Source organism: Pseudomonas sp. Pse35 (assembly GCF_024519715.1).
GTDB classification, from domain to species: domain Bacteria; phylum Pseudomonadota; class Gammaproteobacteria; order Pseudomonadales; family Pseudomonadaceae; genus Aquipseudomonas; species Aquipseudomonas paracarnis.
Genome location: NZ_JALJRP010000007.1, coordinates 106,458 through 123,155, shown reverse-complemented (window position 1 = coordinate 123,155; position 16,698 = coordinate 106,458). Strand labels below are relative to the sequence as shown.

Below are 16,698 nucleotides of genomic sequence, written 5' to 3'. Positions count from 1 at the left end.
ACTCTTATGTCGCGTCGTATCTCCCCCGTCATACCCGGCTTCGGGCTGACGCTGGGCTACACCGTCGTGTACCTCAGCCTGATCGTGCTCATCCCGCTGGCGGCGATGTTTGTACACGCCGCTCAACTCACCTGGGATCAGTTCTGGAACATCATTTCCGCACCTCGTGTACTGGCGGCCTTGAAGCTGAGCTTCAGCACCGCGCTGTACGCCGCACTCATCAACGGTGTGATTGGCACTTTGCTGGCCTGGGTGCTGGTGCGCTACACCTTCCCCGGGCGCAAGGTCATCGACGCGATGATCGACCTGCCGTTCGCGCTGCCCACCGCCGTCGCCGGTATCGCGCTGACGGCGCTGTACGCGCCCAACGGCCTGGTCGGCCAGTTTGCCACCGACCTGGGCTTCAAGATCGCCTACACCCCCCTGGGTATCACCCTGGCGCTGACCTTCGTCACGTTGCCCTTCGTGGTGCGCACGGTGCAGCCGGTACTGGCCGATATCCCCCGGGAAATCGAAGAGGCCGCCGCCTGCCTCGGCGCCAAGCCGTTGCAAGTGTTCCGCTACATCCTAGTGCCGGCATTGCTGCCCGCCTGGCTGACCGGCTTCGCCCTGGCCTTTGCCCGAGGCGTGGGTGAGTACGGTTCGGTGATCTTCATCGCCGGCAATATGCCGATGAAAACCGAAATCCTGCCATTGCTGATCATGGTCAAGCTCGACCAATACGACTACCGCGGCGCCACCTCCATTGGTGTGCTGATGCTGGTGGTGTCCTTCGTCTTGCTGCTGCTGATCAACCTGTTGCAGCGGCGCATCGAACGTCCATAAGGAGGCGCGGAACATGTCCCAATCGTCTATTTCTGCCGCGTCCTCGGCCAACGCCGCCCGCCGTGGCAGCGCGACCTCGCGACGTATCCTGATCGGCCTTGGCTGGCTGGTATTCGCGCTGTTCCTGCTGCTGCCGTTGCTGGTGGTGGTGTCCCAGGGCTTGAAAAACGGCCTCGGCACGTTCTTCAGCGCAATCCTTGAACCCGACGCGCTGTCGGCGCTGAAACTCACGGTGATCGCCGTGGTGATTTCGGTGCCGCTCAACCTGGTGTTCGGCGTCAGCGCCGCCTGGTGCGTGAGCAAGTACTCGTTCCGTGGCAAGAGCATCCTGGTCACGCTGATCGACCTGCCGTTCTCGGTGTCGCCGGTGATCGCAGGCCTGGTGTACGTGTTGATGTTCGGCGCCCAGGGCTTCTTCGGGCCGTGGCTGCAAGACCACGACATCCAGATCGTGTTCGCCCTGCCGGGCATCGTGCTGGCGACCATCTTCGTCACCGTGCCGTTCGTGGCCCGTGAGCTGATCCCGCTGATGCAGGAGCAGGGCACCCAGGAAGAAGAAGCCGCACGCCTGCTGGGCGCCAATGGCTGGCAGATGTTCTGGCATGTCACCGTGCCGAACATCAAGTGGGGTCTGATCTACGGCGTGGTGCTGTGTACGGCGCGAGCCATGGGTGAGTTCGGCGCAGTGTCGGTGGTGTCCGGCCACATTCGCGGCGTCACCAACACGCTGCCGCTGCATGTCGAGATTCTCTACAACGAATACAACCACGTTGCCGCGTTTGCGGTGGCCAGCCTGTTGCTGATCCTGGCGCTCTTCATCCTGCTGCTCAAGCAGTGGAGCGAGAACCGAATCAACCGCCTGCGCAACAGCGCGGGTGAGGAATAAGTCATGTCGATCGAAGTCCGTAATGTCAGCAAGAACTTCAATGCCTTCAAGGCCCTGGACAGCATCAACCTGGATATCCAGAGTGGCGAGCTGGTGGCGTTGCTGGGCCCGTCCGGCTGCGGCAAGACCACGCTGCTGCGCATCATTGCCGGCCTGGAAACCCCGGATACCGGCAGTATTGTGTTCCACGGCGAAGACGTCTCCGGCCACGATGTGCGTGATCGCAACGTGGGCTTTGTGTTCCAGCACTACGCGCTGTTCCGCCACATGACCGTGTTCGACAACGTCGCTTTCGGCCTGCGCATGAAGCCGAAAAACCAACGCCCCACCGAAAGCCAGATCGCCAGCAAGGTTCACGAGCTGCTGAACATGGTGCAGCTTGATTGGTTGTCGGACCGTTACCCGGAACAACTCTCCGGTGGCCAGCGCCAGCGTATCGCCCTGGCCCGCGCCCTGGCGGTGGAGCCCAAGGTGTTGCTGCTCGACGAACCCTTCGGCGCCCTCGACGCCAAGGTGCGTAAAGAACTGCGCCGCTGGCTGGCGCGCCTGCACGAAGACATCAACCTGACCTCGGTCTTCGTGACCCACGACCAGGAGGAGGCCATGGAAGTCGCCGACCGTATCGTGGTGATGAACAAGGGCGTGATCGAGCAGATCGGTTCACCGGGCGACGTCTACGAAAACCCGGCCAGCGATTTTGTGTACCACTTCCTGGGTGACTCCAACCGCTTGCATTTGGGCGAAGACAAGCACCTGCTGTTCCGCCCCCACGAAGTGTCGCTGTCACGCCATGAACTGGAAGATCACCATGCGGCGCAAGTGCGGGATATTCGGCCGTTGGGCGCGACCACTCGCGTGACCTTGAAGGTTGAAGGCCAGAGTGAATTGATCGAGGCCGAAGTGGTGAAAGACCATGACAGCCTCACCGGCCTGGCGCGGGGCGAGACCCTGTTCTTCAAACCCAAAACCTGAGCCTCACGTGATCGTTCCCACGCTCTGCGTGGGAACGCCTCTGGTGACGCTCTGCGTCACGCTTTTGGACGCGGAGCGTCCTGGCCTGCATTCCCACGCAGAGCATGGGACCGATCAAGACCGCGCCGCGCCACCGGCCCAGAGCGCTCTTCAATCTGGCGCTTGAGGTCCTGCCGCAACCCCAGCAAAAACGCCAACTCCGCCACCACAAACAACGGCCCCACGATCAGCCCGGACACATCGTCCACAAACGCAGGCTTCCTGCCTTCGTAGTAATGCCCGATGAACTGAATCACCCAGCCCACCACAAACATCCCCACGCCGCTGCTCAGCCACACCGCCGTGCTTTGCGCCGCCAGCACATGCCCGGCCCACACCGACAAGCCCATCAGCATAGTCATCAACACGCCCAGGGCCAGTTCCAGGCGCAGATAAAACCACGCCGAAAACAGCGCCAACAGCACCGCAGGTGATAGCCACAGCCCGCCCACCGACCATTCGGGGCGCGACAGCAGCACGGCCACCGCCACCACAATCAACGGAATACCGATGAAGTGGCTGGCGATGTTGCGTGGGTCGCGGTGGTACGCGGCGTATTGACTGAGGTGGTCGACGAGGCTTTTCATTGTTGTTCCTCCTGTAGGATGTTTGATCATGCCCTGTCAGTCGGTGCCTAACTGTCAACTGGGCGACAATCTTCGGAGTTCGCATGGACACAGGGACATGGCACGCGCAATTGGCTCGCGGTCATTGGTTCAGCCATTTGCCGCCAGACTTGCAGCATAGCCTGCTGGGGGCGGCGCGGTTGCGTGTGCTGACGGCGGGGCAGTACCTGTTCAAGCGCGGTGACCCGCCGTGCGGCGTGTATGCGGTGCTGGAAGGCACGGTGCGCATCAGTGCGGTCAGTGCTCAGGGCAAGGAAGCGGTGTTGAGCCTGGTGGAAACGCCCTACTGGTTCGGCGAGATCTGCCTGTTCGACAACCTGCCGCGCACCCACGATGCCATGGCCACGGGTGCTTGCAGGCTGCTGCAGGTGCCGCAGGCGGCGATGCTCGGCATTCTCGAGCAGCATCCGCTGTTTTGGCGGGAGATGGCGCTGTTGATGAGCCATAAACTACGGCTGTCGTTGATCAATATCGAACAGACAAGCCTGATGCCCGCCTCAGAGCGGCTGGCCCATCGGTTGCTGATGATTGCCCAAGGCTACGGCGAAGTGGATCATGCGCGCCGCGTGCTGCAACTGCCCCAGGAGGATCTGGCGGCGATGCTGGGCCTGTCGCGCCAGACCATCAACAGTCTGCTCAAGGCGCTGGAGCAACAGGGCATTATCGGCTTGAGTTACGGTGCCATCGAGATACGCGACCTCAATGGGCTGCGGCTGGCCGCGGGCCTATGAACCGCGATAGGTAGAGAAACCGTAAGGGCTGAGCAACAGCGGGATGTGGTAGTGCTGGTCGGCCTGCTTGACCTGGAATATCACCGGTACCTCAGGGAAAAACGTCTCGCGGTTAGCCTTCTTGTAGTAATCGCCGGTCTTGAACACCACGCGGTACTCGCCCGGCTGCATGCTGCGGTTGGCCGGGAACAGCTCGGCGATGCGGCCTTGCTGGTTGGTCACACCTTCAGACAGCGACTGCCACTTATCGCCCACATGCTGTTCAAGGGTGACATTGACCCCGGCGCTTGGCAGGCCGTTTTCCAGGTTGAGTACGTGCACGCTCAGGGGGTTGCCGTCGGCCAGGGCCAGGTTGCACAGGCCGCTCAGGCTCAGTGCGGCGAGGGTCATGCTCAAGGTTTTCATCGCGAAGTCCTTTTGAGGGAAGTGGAATCAAGGGGTGATTTTCAGGCCCAGTTGCTCGGCGGCCTGTACGGCGCAGGCTTCATCCTGCGCGGCGCCACCGGCACCGGCGATGCCTAGGGCACCGACCAGTTCGGCGTCGGCAAACAGCGGCACGCCACCGCCGAGCAACAGCAGCTCGGGCAAGCTGTTGAGGTTGGCGGCTTCGGGGTTATTACGCGCCCGTTCGGCAAACAGCCGGGTCGGGGTTTTTGTCGACAGCGCCGTGTACGCCTTGCGTTGGCTGGCGAGGCTGTTGTGCGGGCCGACACCGTCAGCGCGCAGGCCCAGCAACAGGTTGCCACCGCGGTCGAGTACGGTCAGCGCAGCGGTGCAGTGGGCCAGGCTGGCGTCGGCCAGTTGGCGAGCGGTGTGCAGATCCAGCTCGGCATGGCGTGGTAATTGTGGCGCCGCCTGGGCGACGGTGGCCACGGCGAGGCTCAGGAACAAGGCAGTGCGGTACATAGTGAGGGCTCCAGAAAGCAGGCCGTCACGGTAACCAGCGGACGCGGACAAAAGCCGCACAATTGGATGACAGGTTTGTAATCAAACTCAGGGATTTGTGGTGTTTGTACTGGCCTCATCGCAGGCAAGCCAGCTCCCACATGATGTGAACCCCATTCCCCTGTGGGAGCTGGTTTGCCTGCGATGAGGCCCTTCCTACTGCAACCCGTCGCGAAACTGCCCCGGCGTCATCCCCGTCCAGCGCTTGAACGCACGATTGAAACTGCTGGTATCGGCAAACCCCAGCAAATGGCTGATCTCGGCCAATGAGCACTGCGGGTCGCGCAGGTGCAATAACGCCAGGTTTTGCCGGCACTCATTGAGCAAGGCGTCAAACCGACACCCTTCATCGGCCAGATGCCGCTGCAAGCTGCGCAGGCTCAAATGCAGCGCTTGAGCAATGTGTTCGGCGCTTGGCTCGCCGTCTGGCAATTGCGCCTCGATGGCGGCGCGCACCTTGCGTTCCCAGGTCAGCGGTTGCAGTTGGGCGAGGGTGCGCTTGAGCACGGTTTCGTTGTGTTCGGCCAGCTCCGGGTTGGCGTCGTCCAGATGGCTGTCGAAGTCGCTGGCGGCGAATTCCAGGCGGTCTTCGTCGGCGGCAAACCATACCGGAGCGCGAAATACCCTGTGCCACGGCTCGGGGTCGGCGGGTTCCGGGCGCCGCAGGTAAACGGCCAACGGCGCATAGTCGCGACCCAGGCGGTTGCGACACGTGCGCACGTAGATCGCCGCAAAGGCATCAATCGCTTCCGGCGCGGGCGCAGGGCTGCCTGGGGGTTGGAGCAGGCGAAAACGGTAGACGTCGCCGTGGCGGCTCAGCTCCAGGTCCAAGGCATCACTGACCACCTGGTGATAGCGCACGATGCGCTCGAACACCTCGCGCAAGCTGCCGCTGGCCACCAATGCGTAACCCAGCGCATGAAAGGTGGTGGGGCTGACAAACCGCGACACCCGCAGCCCAATCGCCGGGTCGCCACTGGCCTGTACCGCCAGCGCCCATAGGCGCGTGGTGGCCGACAACCGGTAGCGGGCGTTGGGGTCGTCCATCTGCTGCGGGTCGAGCCCGGCCTCGGCGCACAGCGCGGCGCTGTCGAGGCCCAGGGCGTCGAGCTGCTTGCGCAGGGCACGGGTCCAGCTGGCGAGGGAAGTGGGTTCGGTCATGGCAATTGGCGCTTGTGGTCAACAGATTGGCGTGCGCGGCTAGCGTCCTGCGCTAGGGTTGGGTGCAGGATGCAGGCATCACTTCACAAGAGAATGGAAGCATGGACGGTACTTCTGCAAGCCCCCAGCCGTTGAACGCACAACAGCGTTCGGCGCATATCCGCGAGGTGGTGATGGCCGAAGGCGTGCGCTTGCGCCAGCGGCACCCCTGGTTGTTGCATCAGGACGCGCTGGGCGCAGGCATCCTGGCCTTTGCCCTGCTGGGCATGTTCGGCTCGGCAGCGCTCTATATCAGCGGTCATATGGCCTGGTGGGTGTGTCTGCTGCTCAATGCCTTCTTCGCCTCGCTCACCCACGAGCTGGAACACGACCTGATCCACAGCATGTACTTTCGCAAGCAACGCGTGCCCCACAACCTGATGATGGGCCTGGTATGGCTGGCGCGGCCAAGCACCATCAACCCATGGATACGCCGGCACCTGCACCTCAACCATCACAAGGTCTCGGGCACCGAAGCCGACATGGAAGAGCGCGCGATCACCAATGGCGAACCCTGGGGCATCGCACGGTTGCTGATGGTGGGGGACAACATGATGTCGGCCTTGATCCGCCTGTTGCGCGCCAAGACCTGGCCGCACAGGTTCAGCATCCTCAAGCGCGTGCTGCTGGTGTACGCACCGCTGGCCTTGCTGCATTGGGGCGCGTGGTACGTCTTCCTGGGCTTTCATGCCGCCAATGGGATTGCCAGTTTGATGGGCGCGCCCATTCAGTGGTCAGCCGGTACCTTGCAGGTGATGCAGGTGATCGATATCGCTGCGGTGGTGATCATCGGCCCGAACGTGTTGCGCACCTTCTGCCTGCACTTTGTCAGCTCCAACATGCATTACTACGGCGATGTGGAACTGGGCAATGTGATGCAGCAAACCCAAGTGCTGAACCCTTGGTGGCTGTGGCCGTTGCAGGCGTTCTGCTTCAACTTCGGCAGCACCCACGGCATCCATCACTTTGTGGTGAAAGAACCGTTCTACATCCGCCAGATGACCGCCAAGGTGGCGCACAAGGTCATGGCCGAGATGGGGGTGCGCTTCAATGATTTGGGCACGTTTGCGCGAGCCAATCGCCTGGAGCCCCAGGAACACCCGCGCACTGAGCTCTCTTTCAGCAAGCAATGAACGCCAATGGCAGGTCGCGGATCTGTTCGCGCACCGGCGGTTGGTAATGGTCGTCGCTGGTTAATTCGTGCAACAGCTCTTCGCGTAGCTGGTGGAATTCAAAACTGCTGCGCTGGCGCGGATGAGGCAGGGCGATCTCGACGACCTGCTTGATTCGCCCCGGACGCGGCTCCATCACCACCACGCGATCGGCGAGGAAAATCGCCTCTTCCACATCGTGGGTCACCAGTACCGTGGTGATCCTGGCGCGGGCACGAATCGCCAGCAGTTCGTCCTGCATCTGCTGGCGCGTCAGTGCATCCAGGGCGCCGAAGGGTTCGTCCAGCAACAGGATGCGCGGGCTGGCCACCAGGCCGCGGGCAATCGCCACCCGTTGCGCCATGCCGCCGGAGAGTTGGTGGGGGTAGGCGCGAGTGAAATCGGTGAGGCCCACCAGTTCGATAAAGTCGCTGATGCGCCGGTTGCGCTCGGCCTCGTTCAGGGGCTCGTTGACCAGGCCCAGGCCGATGTTTTGCGCCACGGTCAGCCACGGGAACAGGCGGTGCTCCTGGAACACAATGCCGCGCTCGCCGCCGATCCCGCTGACGGCTTTGCCATCGACCTGGATCTCGCCGCGAAACTGCGTATCCAAGCCCACCAGCAAGCGCAGCAGTGTGGATTTCCCGCATCCACTGGAGCCGACAATCGCAACAAATTCCCCTTCGGCCACCTCCAGGTTGAATTCATGGATGGCTTCCAGTTCGAAGCCATCGACGTCGAAGGACTTACCCACGTGGTTGAAGCTGACAATCGGTGCGTTCATGCGTGTCTCCAGCGGGTGGCACGGGTTTCGATGCGTTGGCCGATCAGGTTCAGAGCGGCGCCGGTGAGGCCGACCAGCAGCATGCCGCTCATGATCAAATCCATGCGCAGCAACTGTTGGGCGCCGATCATCAGGCTGCCGATGCCGCCATCTGAGGGCATGAAATATTCGGCGCCGAGGGTGCCCATCCAGGCGTAGATCAGGCTCAGGCGCAGGCCGGCGAAAATCCCCGACGCGGCGCCCGGCAGTACCATGCGGCGCAAGCGTTGCCAGAGGTTCAGGCGCAGCACCTGCGCGGCTTCGCGCAGCTGGGGCGACAAGTTGAGCACGCTGCGCTGGGTGGCAATAAACAACGGGAAGAAGGCGGCGAGGGCGATAAACACCCACTTGGCCAGTTCACCCAGGCCGAACCAGGCGGTGAGCAGCGGCACCCAGGCGAAAATCGCGATCTGGCGCAGCGCGGACAAAGTGGGGCCAAGTAGCCGCTCACTGCGCCGCGACAGCCCCAGCCACAGGCCCATGGCAAAGCCCAGGCTACCGCCCAGCAGCAACCCGCCCAGGGCCCGGCCAAGGCTTTTGCCCAGCGCCGTAGTCAGGCTGCCATCCAGCACGCCCGCCACGCTGGTTTGCAGCACCGCCCAGGGGCTGACCAGAATGTTTGGATCGACCCAATCCTGCTGAGTCGCTACTTGCCATAACGCCAATAGCAGCAGCGGCAACAGCCAGGGTTGCAAGCGCTGCCAGCCTTCGTAGCGTGGCCCGCGTCGAATCTGCGCAGTGGCCGGATGGGGCCAGTGCACCCACTTGCGGTCCAGCCAGCCGATGCCGCGGTCCATCACCACACCCAGCACGCCAATGACCACGATGCACACGAAGACGATATCGAGCATGAACAACTGGCGCGCCCACACCATCAGGTAACCGATGCCTTCGCTGGAGGCCAGCAGCTCCACGGCCAGCAGGGAGGTCCAGCCCGCCGCCAGGGCCAGGCGTACACCGGCCATGAACGCAGGCAGTGCGGCGGGCAGGACCAGACGGCGGATCAGCAAGTGGCCAGGCAGGCGCAGTACACGGGCGGCTTCGCGCAGGTTGGGCTGGGCGTCGCGAACGCCTACCAGGGTATGCAGAGTCACGGGCACCACGATGGCCTTGACCAGCACCACCAGCTTGAGGGTTTCGCCAATGCCGAAAAACACCATGAACAGCGGGATCCAGGCGAGGGTCGGCATTTGCGCCAGCGCGCAGAACGTCGGGAACACCAAGCGCTCGGCGCGCGCACTGAAACCCAGGAACGCGCCCAGTATCGCGCCGGCACTGACACCGGCCAGCAGGCCCCAGAACAAGCGCTGCAAGCTGATGGCCAGATGGCTCCATAACTCGCCGCCGGCCAACTCCACCGCGCTGCTCCACACCAGGGCGGGGGTGGGCAGAATCTGCTCGCTCATCCAATGATTGCGGCTGGCCAGCCACCATAAGGCAAACAGCGTGAGCGGCAGCAGCCACGGCAATAAACGCTGGCCCAGCTGCGGCCAGCGCGGCGCGATGCCTTTGGGCGGGGCCGCCAGCGGCAGGCTCAGAAGTGAAATCCGGGCCATGGAAGACCTCCGAATGCGTTATGTGATTTCGATCTTACAAAAGCGCGATCAAGATGATTGTGAGATAAGAAAAGTCATTTAAAGCCTCACGCCGCCACGCATCCAATGCATTCGAAGAATATTTTCGATGCTGTTTATGCATAGGCCTCTGGAGGCTGCGGGTTAGCTTGCATATTTCTAAAAGCTATTAAATTGTGAATTTATAGTATTTAAAGTTTTGTTCAGTCTGTGCCTACTTTTTGCTCCCCAGGCGACCGTCGCCCACCAGGAGCTGCGCTTATGAAACTGCCCATTAAACGTCTGATCAGCCTGTTCGCCGGCACCGCCCTGGCCGGGTTGGTGCATGCCGCCGACCTCAAGGAAATCCGCATCGCAGTGCCCGACCTCAGTGCCGGCAGCCAGCACAGCGGCGGTGGCATCACCGACGTGTTGCGTGAACAGCAGATCTTTGAAAAAGCCTTTGCCGACCAAGGCATCAAGATCCAATGGAATTACTTCAAGGGCGCCGGCCCGGTGATCAATGAAGCGTTCGCCAACGGCCAGGTGGACCTGGCCTATCTGGGCGACCTGGCAGCGATCATCGGCCGCTCCAATGGCCTGGACACGCGGCTGCTCAGCGCCTCTGCACGGGGAGTGAAACACTACCTCGGCGTGGTGCCGGGCTCCGGCATCAAGACCCTGCAAGACCTCAAGGGCAAGCGCGTGGCGGTGTTCCGAGGCACGGCCAGCCAGTTGTCGTTCGACAGCGCATTGGCCAGCCAGGGCTTGAGCGAGAAGGACCTTAAGGTGATCAATCTGGACTTCAACGCGGCCGCTGCCGCCCTGGCCGCCAAGCAGATTGACGCCACCTGGGGCGGTTCCACCCTGACGGCGTTGCAGGCCAAAGGGTTGGCAGAGATACCGCTGACCACCAAAGACCTGGGCGATGCCGGCAGCATCCAGGCCGTGCTGGTGGGCAGCGCCAAGTTTGTCGATGAACATCCCGATGCGGTGGCCAAGCTGCTCAAGGCCCAGCAGCAAGCGGTGCAGTGGTTGACCGATGACAACAACAAACAGGCGTACATAGCGCTGGTATCAGGGCTGGCCAGTTACCCCCCGGTGATCCTCACCAATGATTTGAAAGACCAGAAACTCAGCGAAGTTTTCCCCTCCACACTCGACCCGGTGTTCCTGGGCAAATTGCAGGATGCGGTGGACCTGGCGTCCAGGGAGAAGTTGATTCGCAAGTCGTTTCAGGTGAGTGATTGGGTGGCGCCTGGGTTGGTGGCGGCGGGGCTCTGAGCTTGTCGGTGCCTGGGCTATCGCTATCGCAGGCAAGCCAGCTCCCACACTTGAACGTGTTCACCGCTCAATGTGGGAGCTGGCTTGCCTGCGATGAGGCCCTTCAAACCGCCACACTGACCTGCTGGCTATCCACTTCCACCAACATCTCGATCATCGCCTTCGCCGCCGGCGACAACCGCGACCCCGTGCGGCTGACGACCCCGCAGCGTGCGCTCAGGGTATCCATGTGCTGCGGCAAGTTGCGCCAGTGCAGCAGCACCAGCGCCCCCCTGGCAATGTCCTCGGCAAAGGCTTCTTCAGTGCCGACGCCGATGGCATTGGTTTGCAGCACGATGCTCACCAGTGCCGGGAAGTGCTCGGTCTGGATGCTCGGTGAAAAATCCATACGCCCACTCAGGTTCGCCAGCAGTTTGCGAATGCCTTGGGAGATCAGCGGCGCCGCCAGCGGGTAGTCGAACATATCGTTGGTGGACAGGCTGTCCTTGGCCAGCAAAGGATGCCCAGGGCGGCAGAAAAACACCCCGCGTTTGGGGGTGAGTGCGCGGGTCTGGAAATTCGGGTCGGCTTCGAACTGGCGGATGTCGGCGATAAAGAATTCAATCTCTTCACGGCTCAGGCGGCGGCTGAGGGTTTCCCAGTTATCCACCTGAAACGTGGTGCGGATTTTCGGGTGGGCGTTGATAAACCGCGCCACCGCATCCGGCACCAGTTTCACGGCTGGCGCCGGGCCGCAGCCGAAGCGCAGGTCGCCGGCGTCGAGCTTGGTCATGCGCGTCACTTCACTGCTCAGCAGCGCTGCGCCATGCACCAGGCTCAGGGCGTGCTGCAACACCACCTGGCCTTCCGGCGTGGGGCGCAAGTCCTTGTGGCCACGGTCTACCAGCACGCAACCAAACTCCTGTTCCAGCCCCTGGATACTGCGGCTGAACGCTGGTTGGGTGATGCCCATGGCGTCCGCGGCACGCACGAAACTGCGGTGTTCGTTGAGGGCGATGAAGTAGCGCAGTTGGCGAAGATCCATATGCTTTCCCGGCATTTTAAAAATAGGTCGAAGGCATTTGCGACCGAGCAAGCTGAGGTTTTAAATGCAAGCTCTTATTCCGTCAACGAAGCATTCATTCATTTGCTAGACCTAAATTGCATATGGATAGAGCGTTGCTGGAAGCGTCCCCCCACCGTTTCGCAGGCACATGAGGGTCATCACAATGAGCAACGCCGCATTAGCCGTTCAACCCATCGCCCAACCACTTGATATTCACCCGGTAGCCGGGCGGATCGGCGCCGAAATCCGTGGCATCAAATTGTCCGGTGAGCTGGATGTCGCCACCGTCGAGGCCATCCAGCAGGCGCTGGTGCAGTACAAGGTGATCTTCTTCCGCGAACAGACCCATCTCGATGACCAGAGCCAGGAAGCCTTTGCTCACCTGCTCGGCGAGCCGATCGCCCACCCCACCGTACCGGTACGAGACGGCACGCGGTTCCTGATGGAGTTGGATGGCACCCGTGGCCAGCGCGCCAATTCCTGGCACACCGACGTGACGTTCGTCGATGCCTACCCTAAGGCCTCGATCCTGCGTTCGGTGCTGGCGCCTGTGTCCGGCGGCGACACCGTATGGGCCAACACAGCCGCTGCCTACAACGACCTCAGTGTGGAACTGCGCGCACTGGCTGATCACCTGTGGGCGGTGCACAGCAACGAATACGACTACGCCGCACGCAAGCCGGATGTGGCGGTGGAGAAGCTGGAGGAATACCGCAAAGTATTCACTTCCACGGTGTATGAAACCGAACACCCGGTGGTGCGCGTGCATCCGGTCAGCGGTGAGAAAACCCTGCTGTTGGGGCACTTCGTCAAACGCCTGAAAGGCTACTCCAAGGCAGAGTCGGCGCAGTTGTTCAACCTGCTGCAAGGCCATGTCACCCGCCTGGAAAACACCGTGCGCTGGCGCTGGAACACCGGTGACGTGGCGATCTGGGATAACCGCGCCACCCAGCATTACGCGGTGGACGACTACGGCACCCAGGAGCGCATCGTGCGCCGGGTTACGCTCAAGGGCGATGTGCCGGTGGGGGTGCAGGGGCAATCAAGCAAAACCACTAAAGGTCTTTAAGCCGGGTGAGGATAAAAATATGGGAGCGGGCTTGCTCGCGAATGCAGTGGGTCAGTTGATGAATACGTCGACTGACGCTGCGCATTCGCGAGCAAGCCCGCTCCACATTTGGATTTGTGGTGTTTACCAGACTCCGATCTTCACCACTTTCTCTGCCTCTGGCTCACCATAACGAAACCATTGCCCGCGCACCTCAACCTCCGTGTGGCTGATGGTGGTGCGCCGTTTCAACCCGCGTAACCAGTCGAACAGATAACCCAGGTGCGTCTCGCGCACCTCGGCATAGGCAGGATCGCTGCCCAGGTCGTACAGTTCTTGCGGGTCGTTTTCCAGGTCGAACAGTTGCGGGCGAAAGCCGTCGTACGCCAGGTACTTCCAGCGCTCGCTGCGCACCATGGTCATGCGGCAACGGTCGATGGGTTGCTCCAGACGCTCGCGAGCCGGGGCCTGGAAGGCGTAGTCGTATTCGGCAATGGCGTAGCGGCGCCAGGCGGGTTGCGCGCCGTGCAGCAATGGAATCAGTGAGCGACCTTCCAGGCGATGGTCGGCGGCGGGCAAGCCCAAGGCGTCGAGGAAGGTGGGCAAGGCGTCGATGGTTTCCACCAGACGCTCATCCACGGTGCCGCGGCTGACATCGGCGCTGGCACGTGGGTCGCGCACGATCAGCGGTACACCCACCGCAGGCTCCAGCAAGAATTCTTTTTCACCGAGGAAATGATCGCCCAGGAAGTCGCCGTGGTCGCTGGTAAACACGATCAGCGTGTCGTCCCAGCGGCCAGCGCTTTGCAGAAAGTCGAACAGCCGCCCGAGTTGATCGTCAATCTGTTTGATCAGGCCCATGTAGGTCGGAATCACCGTGAGGCGCACCTCGTCACGGGAGAAATTCTGGCTCTCCTGGTGTTGGCGAAATGCCTGGTACACCGGGTGATCGCTGGTGTGGTCAGGTTGAATCGGCGCTTGCACATGCTCGGTTCCGTACAGCGCGTGATACGGCGCCGGCGCGATGTAGGGCCAGTGCGGCTTGATATACGACAGGTGCAGGCACCAGGGCTGTTCACCTTGTTCGTCGATAAAGTCGATGGCGCGGTCGGTGGTGTAGACGGTCTCCGAATGTTCTTCGGCCACCCGTGCGGGTTTGCCGGCGTTGCGCATATGCCAGCCGCTGAGCACTTCGCCGTTCTCACCTTCGGCGGCGTTGGCCCATTCGTGCCAAGGGTTGCTGCCGTGGTAGCCGTGATCACGCAAGTATTGGGTGTAGGGCGCGGACTCGCGCTTATCCTCGAACAGCGGGCTGTCGGGGTAGATGCCGTCGTGACGCAGATACGCGTCGAAGCCGACCTCATTGAGTGGCTCGGCCTGGGCACTGTCGGGGTCTATCTGCAGGCGCTGCAAGGCCTCAATATTCGGCGTGGCGTGGGTCTTGCCCACCAGGGCGGTGCGGATGCCGTGGGGGCGCAGGTAGTCGCCGATCGTCAGCTCTTCGAGCGGCAGCGGCACTGCATTCCACGCCACCTGATGGCTGCTGACATAGCGCCCGGTGTAGGCCGACATGCGCGACGGGCCGCAGATGGTGCCTTGTGTATAGGCCCGACTGAAACGCACGCCAGCGGCGGCCAGGCGGTCGATATTCGGCGTGTGCAGATGGGCATGGCCGTAGCAGGACAGGTAGTCGCGGCGCAGTTGGTCGCACATGATGTAGAGCACGTTGCGCAGGGGTTTGGGGTCAGACATAGGAATTTACCGAACGGAGGACAGGTGGGTTTTTTCGCCGTTCGAGGGGCGCTCTGGCAAGTGCATTTGGGGACTGGGTTCTATGCATTGAGTGCATGGGTGTGGCTGCTGGCGTCATCGCAGGCAAGCCAGCTCCCACAGTTGAAATGCATTTCCCTGTGGGAGCTGGCTTGCCTGCGATGACGGCCTGACAGCAGATACATATCTACCTGCCACCCCGCGATCAAATGGTGGGAGCAGGCTTACCCGGCGAAGGACCTGATGTGAGCGGCCAATCCTGCCAGCGCTTTATCATCTGCCCTGGCAGCGTCATGGGAGGAGACATAGCCTTCATAACGCTCAAAATATTTGTCCTGGGACGAACTGATTTTTTTGAAGGCGCTATCTTCCCCGGTCCCGTGCATCGGGAATAATTTGGCGTGCAGATGATCGACGCCATAACCCTCCAGAATCATGCCCGTTCTAGCCACACCTTTTAGCGCTTTGTCCAAAAGCTTCGCCGTCTTCTTGGCTGCGATGACCAAGTCACATAGCACGGTGTCCGGTTCGGCAAACGCATAGCTGCCGTGATGGGTTTTGGGGATAACCACACTGAACCCCGGCGTATTGGGAAATATGGAGAGAAAGGCCATGTGGGTCTGGTCTTCCCACAGGAGGTGGGAGGGTGCAGTACCGCGGGCAATGCTGCAAAAGATACAGTCCATCAAATGCGCTTCCTCGTGCGGGTCAAAAGGTTATAGACCCTCTTGTAGGTGATCTTTGTTATCTAATGATGACTTCACTGACGTTGCGGGCCGCTGTTCACCGCTTGGTCAGACCGCAATATTTTCCAACGCATAAGCATCCTCGTCTCTCTCATCAATCTCCTTGATTTGCTCAATCATCGCCTGCGCCAGCGGCGACAACCGATACCCTGCACGGCTGACGATCCCGTAGCGGGTGTAGCGCTCCTCCAGGTTTTCGTCCAATCCCTCAATCTGCAAACACACCAGTTCGCCGCGGGCCATGTGCAGCACGTCGCTGTTGGCGCTGACGATGCCGATGGCGTCCGAGCGCAGCACCACGCCCATCAAGCTATAGCCGTTTTCGCATTCCACATTGGGCTGGTAATCCGGCCGGCCGCTGAGGTCGACGATGACTTTGCGCAGGTTCGGCGGGCGGATGGTCACTGCCAGTGGGTAGCTCATCAGTTCGGCGGCGCTGACGCTGTTACGCGCGGCCAGGGGGTGCCCGGCGCGGCAGCAGAAGTGCCAACGGCGCGGGCGCAGGCGGTGGGTGTGGTAGTCGGGGTTGGCTTCGAAGTGGCGGGTGTCGGCGACGAAGAATTCGAACTCTTCGCTGAGCAGGCGCTTGCCCAGGCTTTGCCAGTCATCCACCTGGAACTGCACGCGGGCCTTGGGGTAGCGCCCGATAAAACGGCCAATGGCACGCGGGACTAACCCACCGGCCGGCGCGGGGCCGCAACCGAAACGCAGTTCACCGGCTTCCAGGCCATTGAACTGGCTGATTTCGTTGGCCAGTTGTTGTGCGCCACTGACCAGGCGGCGTGCATGTTCGAGCAGCACCTGGCCTTGCTTGGTGGGGGCCAGGTCTTTGCGGCCACGGTCCACCAGTTGGCAGCCGGCGCTGTGTTCCAGGGCCTGGATGCTACGGCTGAACGCCGACTGCGACAGGTTCACCGCTGCGGCTGCCGCGACGAAACTGCGCTGTTCGGCGAGGGCGATGAAGTGGCGAAGCTGGCGCAAGTCGATATGCATTTTTCACATCAAAAATATCCGGGAAATGCATTGGCTATGCATTACGTCGACTCCTTATAAA

General features: G+C 61.7%; 17 protein-coding genes. 7 read left to right on the top strand and 10 right to left on the bottom strand.

Features of this window, described 5'->3' with window-relative positions; genetic code table 11:
• Positions 1-6: 6 nt before the first annotated feature.
• Genes cysT through OC445_RS08975 form a run of 3 tightly spaced genes read left to right on the top strand, consistent with a single transcriptional unit; the run spans position 7 to position 2,683 of the window.
• Entirely contained in the window at positions 7-825 is an 819-nt protein-coding gene (cysT, locus tag OC445_RS08985; RefSeq protein ID WP_032894195.1) for a sulfate ABC transporter permease subunit CysT, read from the top strand.
• Between the two features lie 13 nt (positions 826-838).
• Positions 839-1,711 (top strand): sulfate ABC transporter permease subunit CysW, encoded by an 873-nt coding sequence (cysW, locus tag OC445_RS08980; RefSeq protein ID WP_054896816.1) that lies wholly within the window; start codon positions 839-841, stop codon positions 1,709-1,711.
• 3 nt (positions 1,712-1,714) lie between these two features.
• The gene (locus tag OC445_RS08975) at positions 1,715-2,683 is read left to right on the top strand and encodes a sulfate/molybdate ABC transporter ATP-binding protein (RefSeq protein ID WP_034125451.1); all 969 of its coding nucleotides are present in this window, start codon (positions 1,715-1,717) and stop codon (positions 2,681-2,683) included.
• A 56-nt stretch (positions 2,684-2,739) separates the two neighbouring features.
• Here the strand turns inward: OC445_RS08975 and OC445_RS08970 are convergent, their stop codons facing one another.
• Entirely contained in the window at positions 2,740-3,309 is a 570-nt protein-coding gene (locus tag OC445_RS08970; protein ID WP_054896689.1) for a DUF962 domain-containing protein, read from the bottom strand.
• Between the two features lie 83 nt (positions 3,310-3,392).
• Between OC445_RS08970 and OC445_RS08965 the strand changes: the two genes are divergently transcribed.
• On the top strand, positions 3,393-4,079 hold the full coding sequence (locus tag OC445_RS08965) for a Crp/Fnr family transcriptional regulator (RefSeq protein WP_181124499.1): 687 nt from the start codon (positions 3,393-3,395) through the stop codon (positions 4,077-4,079).
• Here OC445_RS08965 and uraH read toward each other — a convergent pair.
• The 3 genes from uraH to OC445_RS08950 all read right to left on the bottom strand — a co-directional run bounded on the left by uraH (position 4,074) and on the right by OC445_RS08950 (position 6,185).
• The gene (gene uraH, locus OC445_RS08960; protein WP_014716425.1) at positions 4,074-4,484 is read right to left on the bottom strand and encodes a hydroxyisourate hydrolase; all 411 of its coding nucleotides are present in this window, start codon (positions 4,482-4,484) and stop codon (positions 4,074-4,076) included. The two genes, OC445_RS08965 and uraH, sit on opposite strands and share 6 nt — an antisense overlap.
• A gap of 27 nt (positions 4,485-4,511) precedes the next feature.
• On the bottom strand, positions 4,512-4,985 hold the full coding sequence (locus OC445_RS08955; RefSeq protein ID WP_034125453.1) for a GlcG/HbpS family heme-binding protein: 474 nt from the start codon (positions 4,983-4,985) through the stop codon (positions 4,512-4,514).
• A gap of 195 nt (positions 4,986-5,180) precedes the next feature.
• Positions 5,181-6,185, bottom strand: a complete 1,005-nt coding sequence (locus tag OC445_RS08950; RefSeq protein ID WP_054896687.1) for an AraC family transcriptional regulator — start codon at positions 6,183-6,185, stop codon at positions 5,181-5,183.
• A 101-nt stretch (positions 6,186-6,286) separates the two neighbouring features.
• On the opposite strand from OC445_RS08950, the gene OC445_RS08945 reads away from it, so the two are divergent.
• Complete coding sequence (locus OC445_RS08945) at positions 6,287-7,357, top strand: fatty acid desaturase (protein WP_054920343.1); 1,071 nt, start codon at positions 6,287-6,289, stop codon at positions 7,355-7,357.
• On the opposite strand, the gene OC445_RS08940 is transcribed toward OC445_RS08945, so the two are convergent.
• Entirely contained in the window at positions 7,344-8,159 is an 816-nt protein-coding gene (locus OC445_RS08940; RefSeq protein ID WP_054920341.1) for an ABC transporter ATP-binding protein, read from the bottom strand. The two genes, OC445_RS08945 and OC445_RS08940, sit on opposite strands and share 14 nt — an antisense overlap.
• Positions 8,156-9,754, bottom strand: a complete 1,599-nt coding sequence (locus tag OC445_RS08935) for an ABC transporter permease (protein ID WP_262020064.1) — start codon at positions 9,752-9,754, stop codon at positions 8,156-8,158. Before OC445_RS08935 ends, OC445_RS08940 begins: the two co-directional genes overlap by 4 nt.
• 279 nt (positions 9,755-10,033) lie before the next feature.
• Between OC445_RS08935 and OC445_RS08930 the strand changes: the two genes are divergently transcribed.
• Positions 10,034-11,035: an ABC transporter substrate-binding protein gene (locus OC445_RS08930; RefSeq protein WP_197900293.1), complete on the top strand. Its 1,002-nt coding sequence runs from the start codon at positions 10,034-10,036 to the stop codon at positions 11,033-11,035.
• Between the two features lie 103 nt (positions 11,036-11,138).
• On the opposite strand, the gene OC445_RS08925 is transcribed toward OC445_RS08930, so the two are convergent.
• Complete coding sequence (locus OC445_RS08925; RefSeq protein ID WP_198790427.1) at positions 11,139-12,059, bottom strand: LysR family transcriptional regulator; 921 nt, start codon at positions 12,057-12,059, stop codon at positions 11,139-11,141.
• 184 nt (positions 12,060-12,243) lie between these two features.
• Here OC445_RS08925 and OC445_RS08920 point away from each other — a divergent pair, with 184 nt between their 5' ends.
• The gene (locus OC445_RS08920) at positions 12,244-13,149 is read left to right on the top strand and encodes a TauD/TfdA dioxygenase family protein (RefSeq protein WP_198790428.1); all 906 of its coding nucleotides are present in this window, start codon (positions 12,244-12,246) and stop codon (positions 13,147-13,149) included.
• A gap of 123 nt (positions 13,150-13,272) precedes the next feature.
• Here OC445_RS08920 and OC445_RS08915 read toward each other — a convergent pair whose 3' ends face one another.
• The 3 genes from OC445_RS08915 to OC445_RS08905 all read right to left on the bottom strand — a co-directional run bounded on the left by OC445_RS08915 (position 13,273) and on the right by OC445_RS08905 (position 16,637).
• A complete protein-coding gene (locus tag OC445_RS08915; protein WP_198790429.1) occupies positions 13,273-14,880 on the bottom strand; it encodes an alkaline phosphatase family protein in 1,608 nt (535 codons plus the stop codon).
• Positions 14,881-15,122: 242 nt separating this feature from the next.
• Positions 15,123-15,584, bottom strand: coding sequence for an HIT family protein (locus OC445_RS08910; RefSeq protein WP_054920331.1), 462 nt, complete (start codon positions 15,582-15,584; stop codon positions 15,123-15,125).
• Positions 15,585-15,692: 108 nt separating this feature from the next.
• Complete coding sequence (locus OC445_RS08905) at positions 15,693-16,637, bottom strand: LysR family transcriptional regulator (protein ID WP_198790430.1); 945 nt, start codon at positions 16,635-16,637, stop codon at positions 15,693-15,695.
• Positions 16,638-16,698 lie beyond the last annotated feature (61 nt).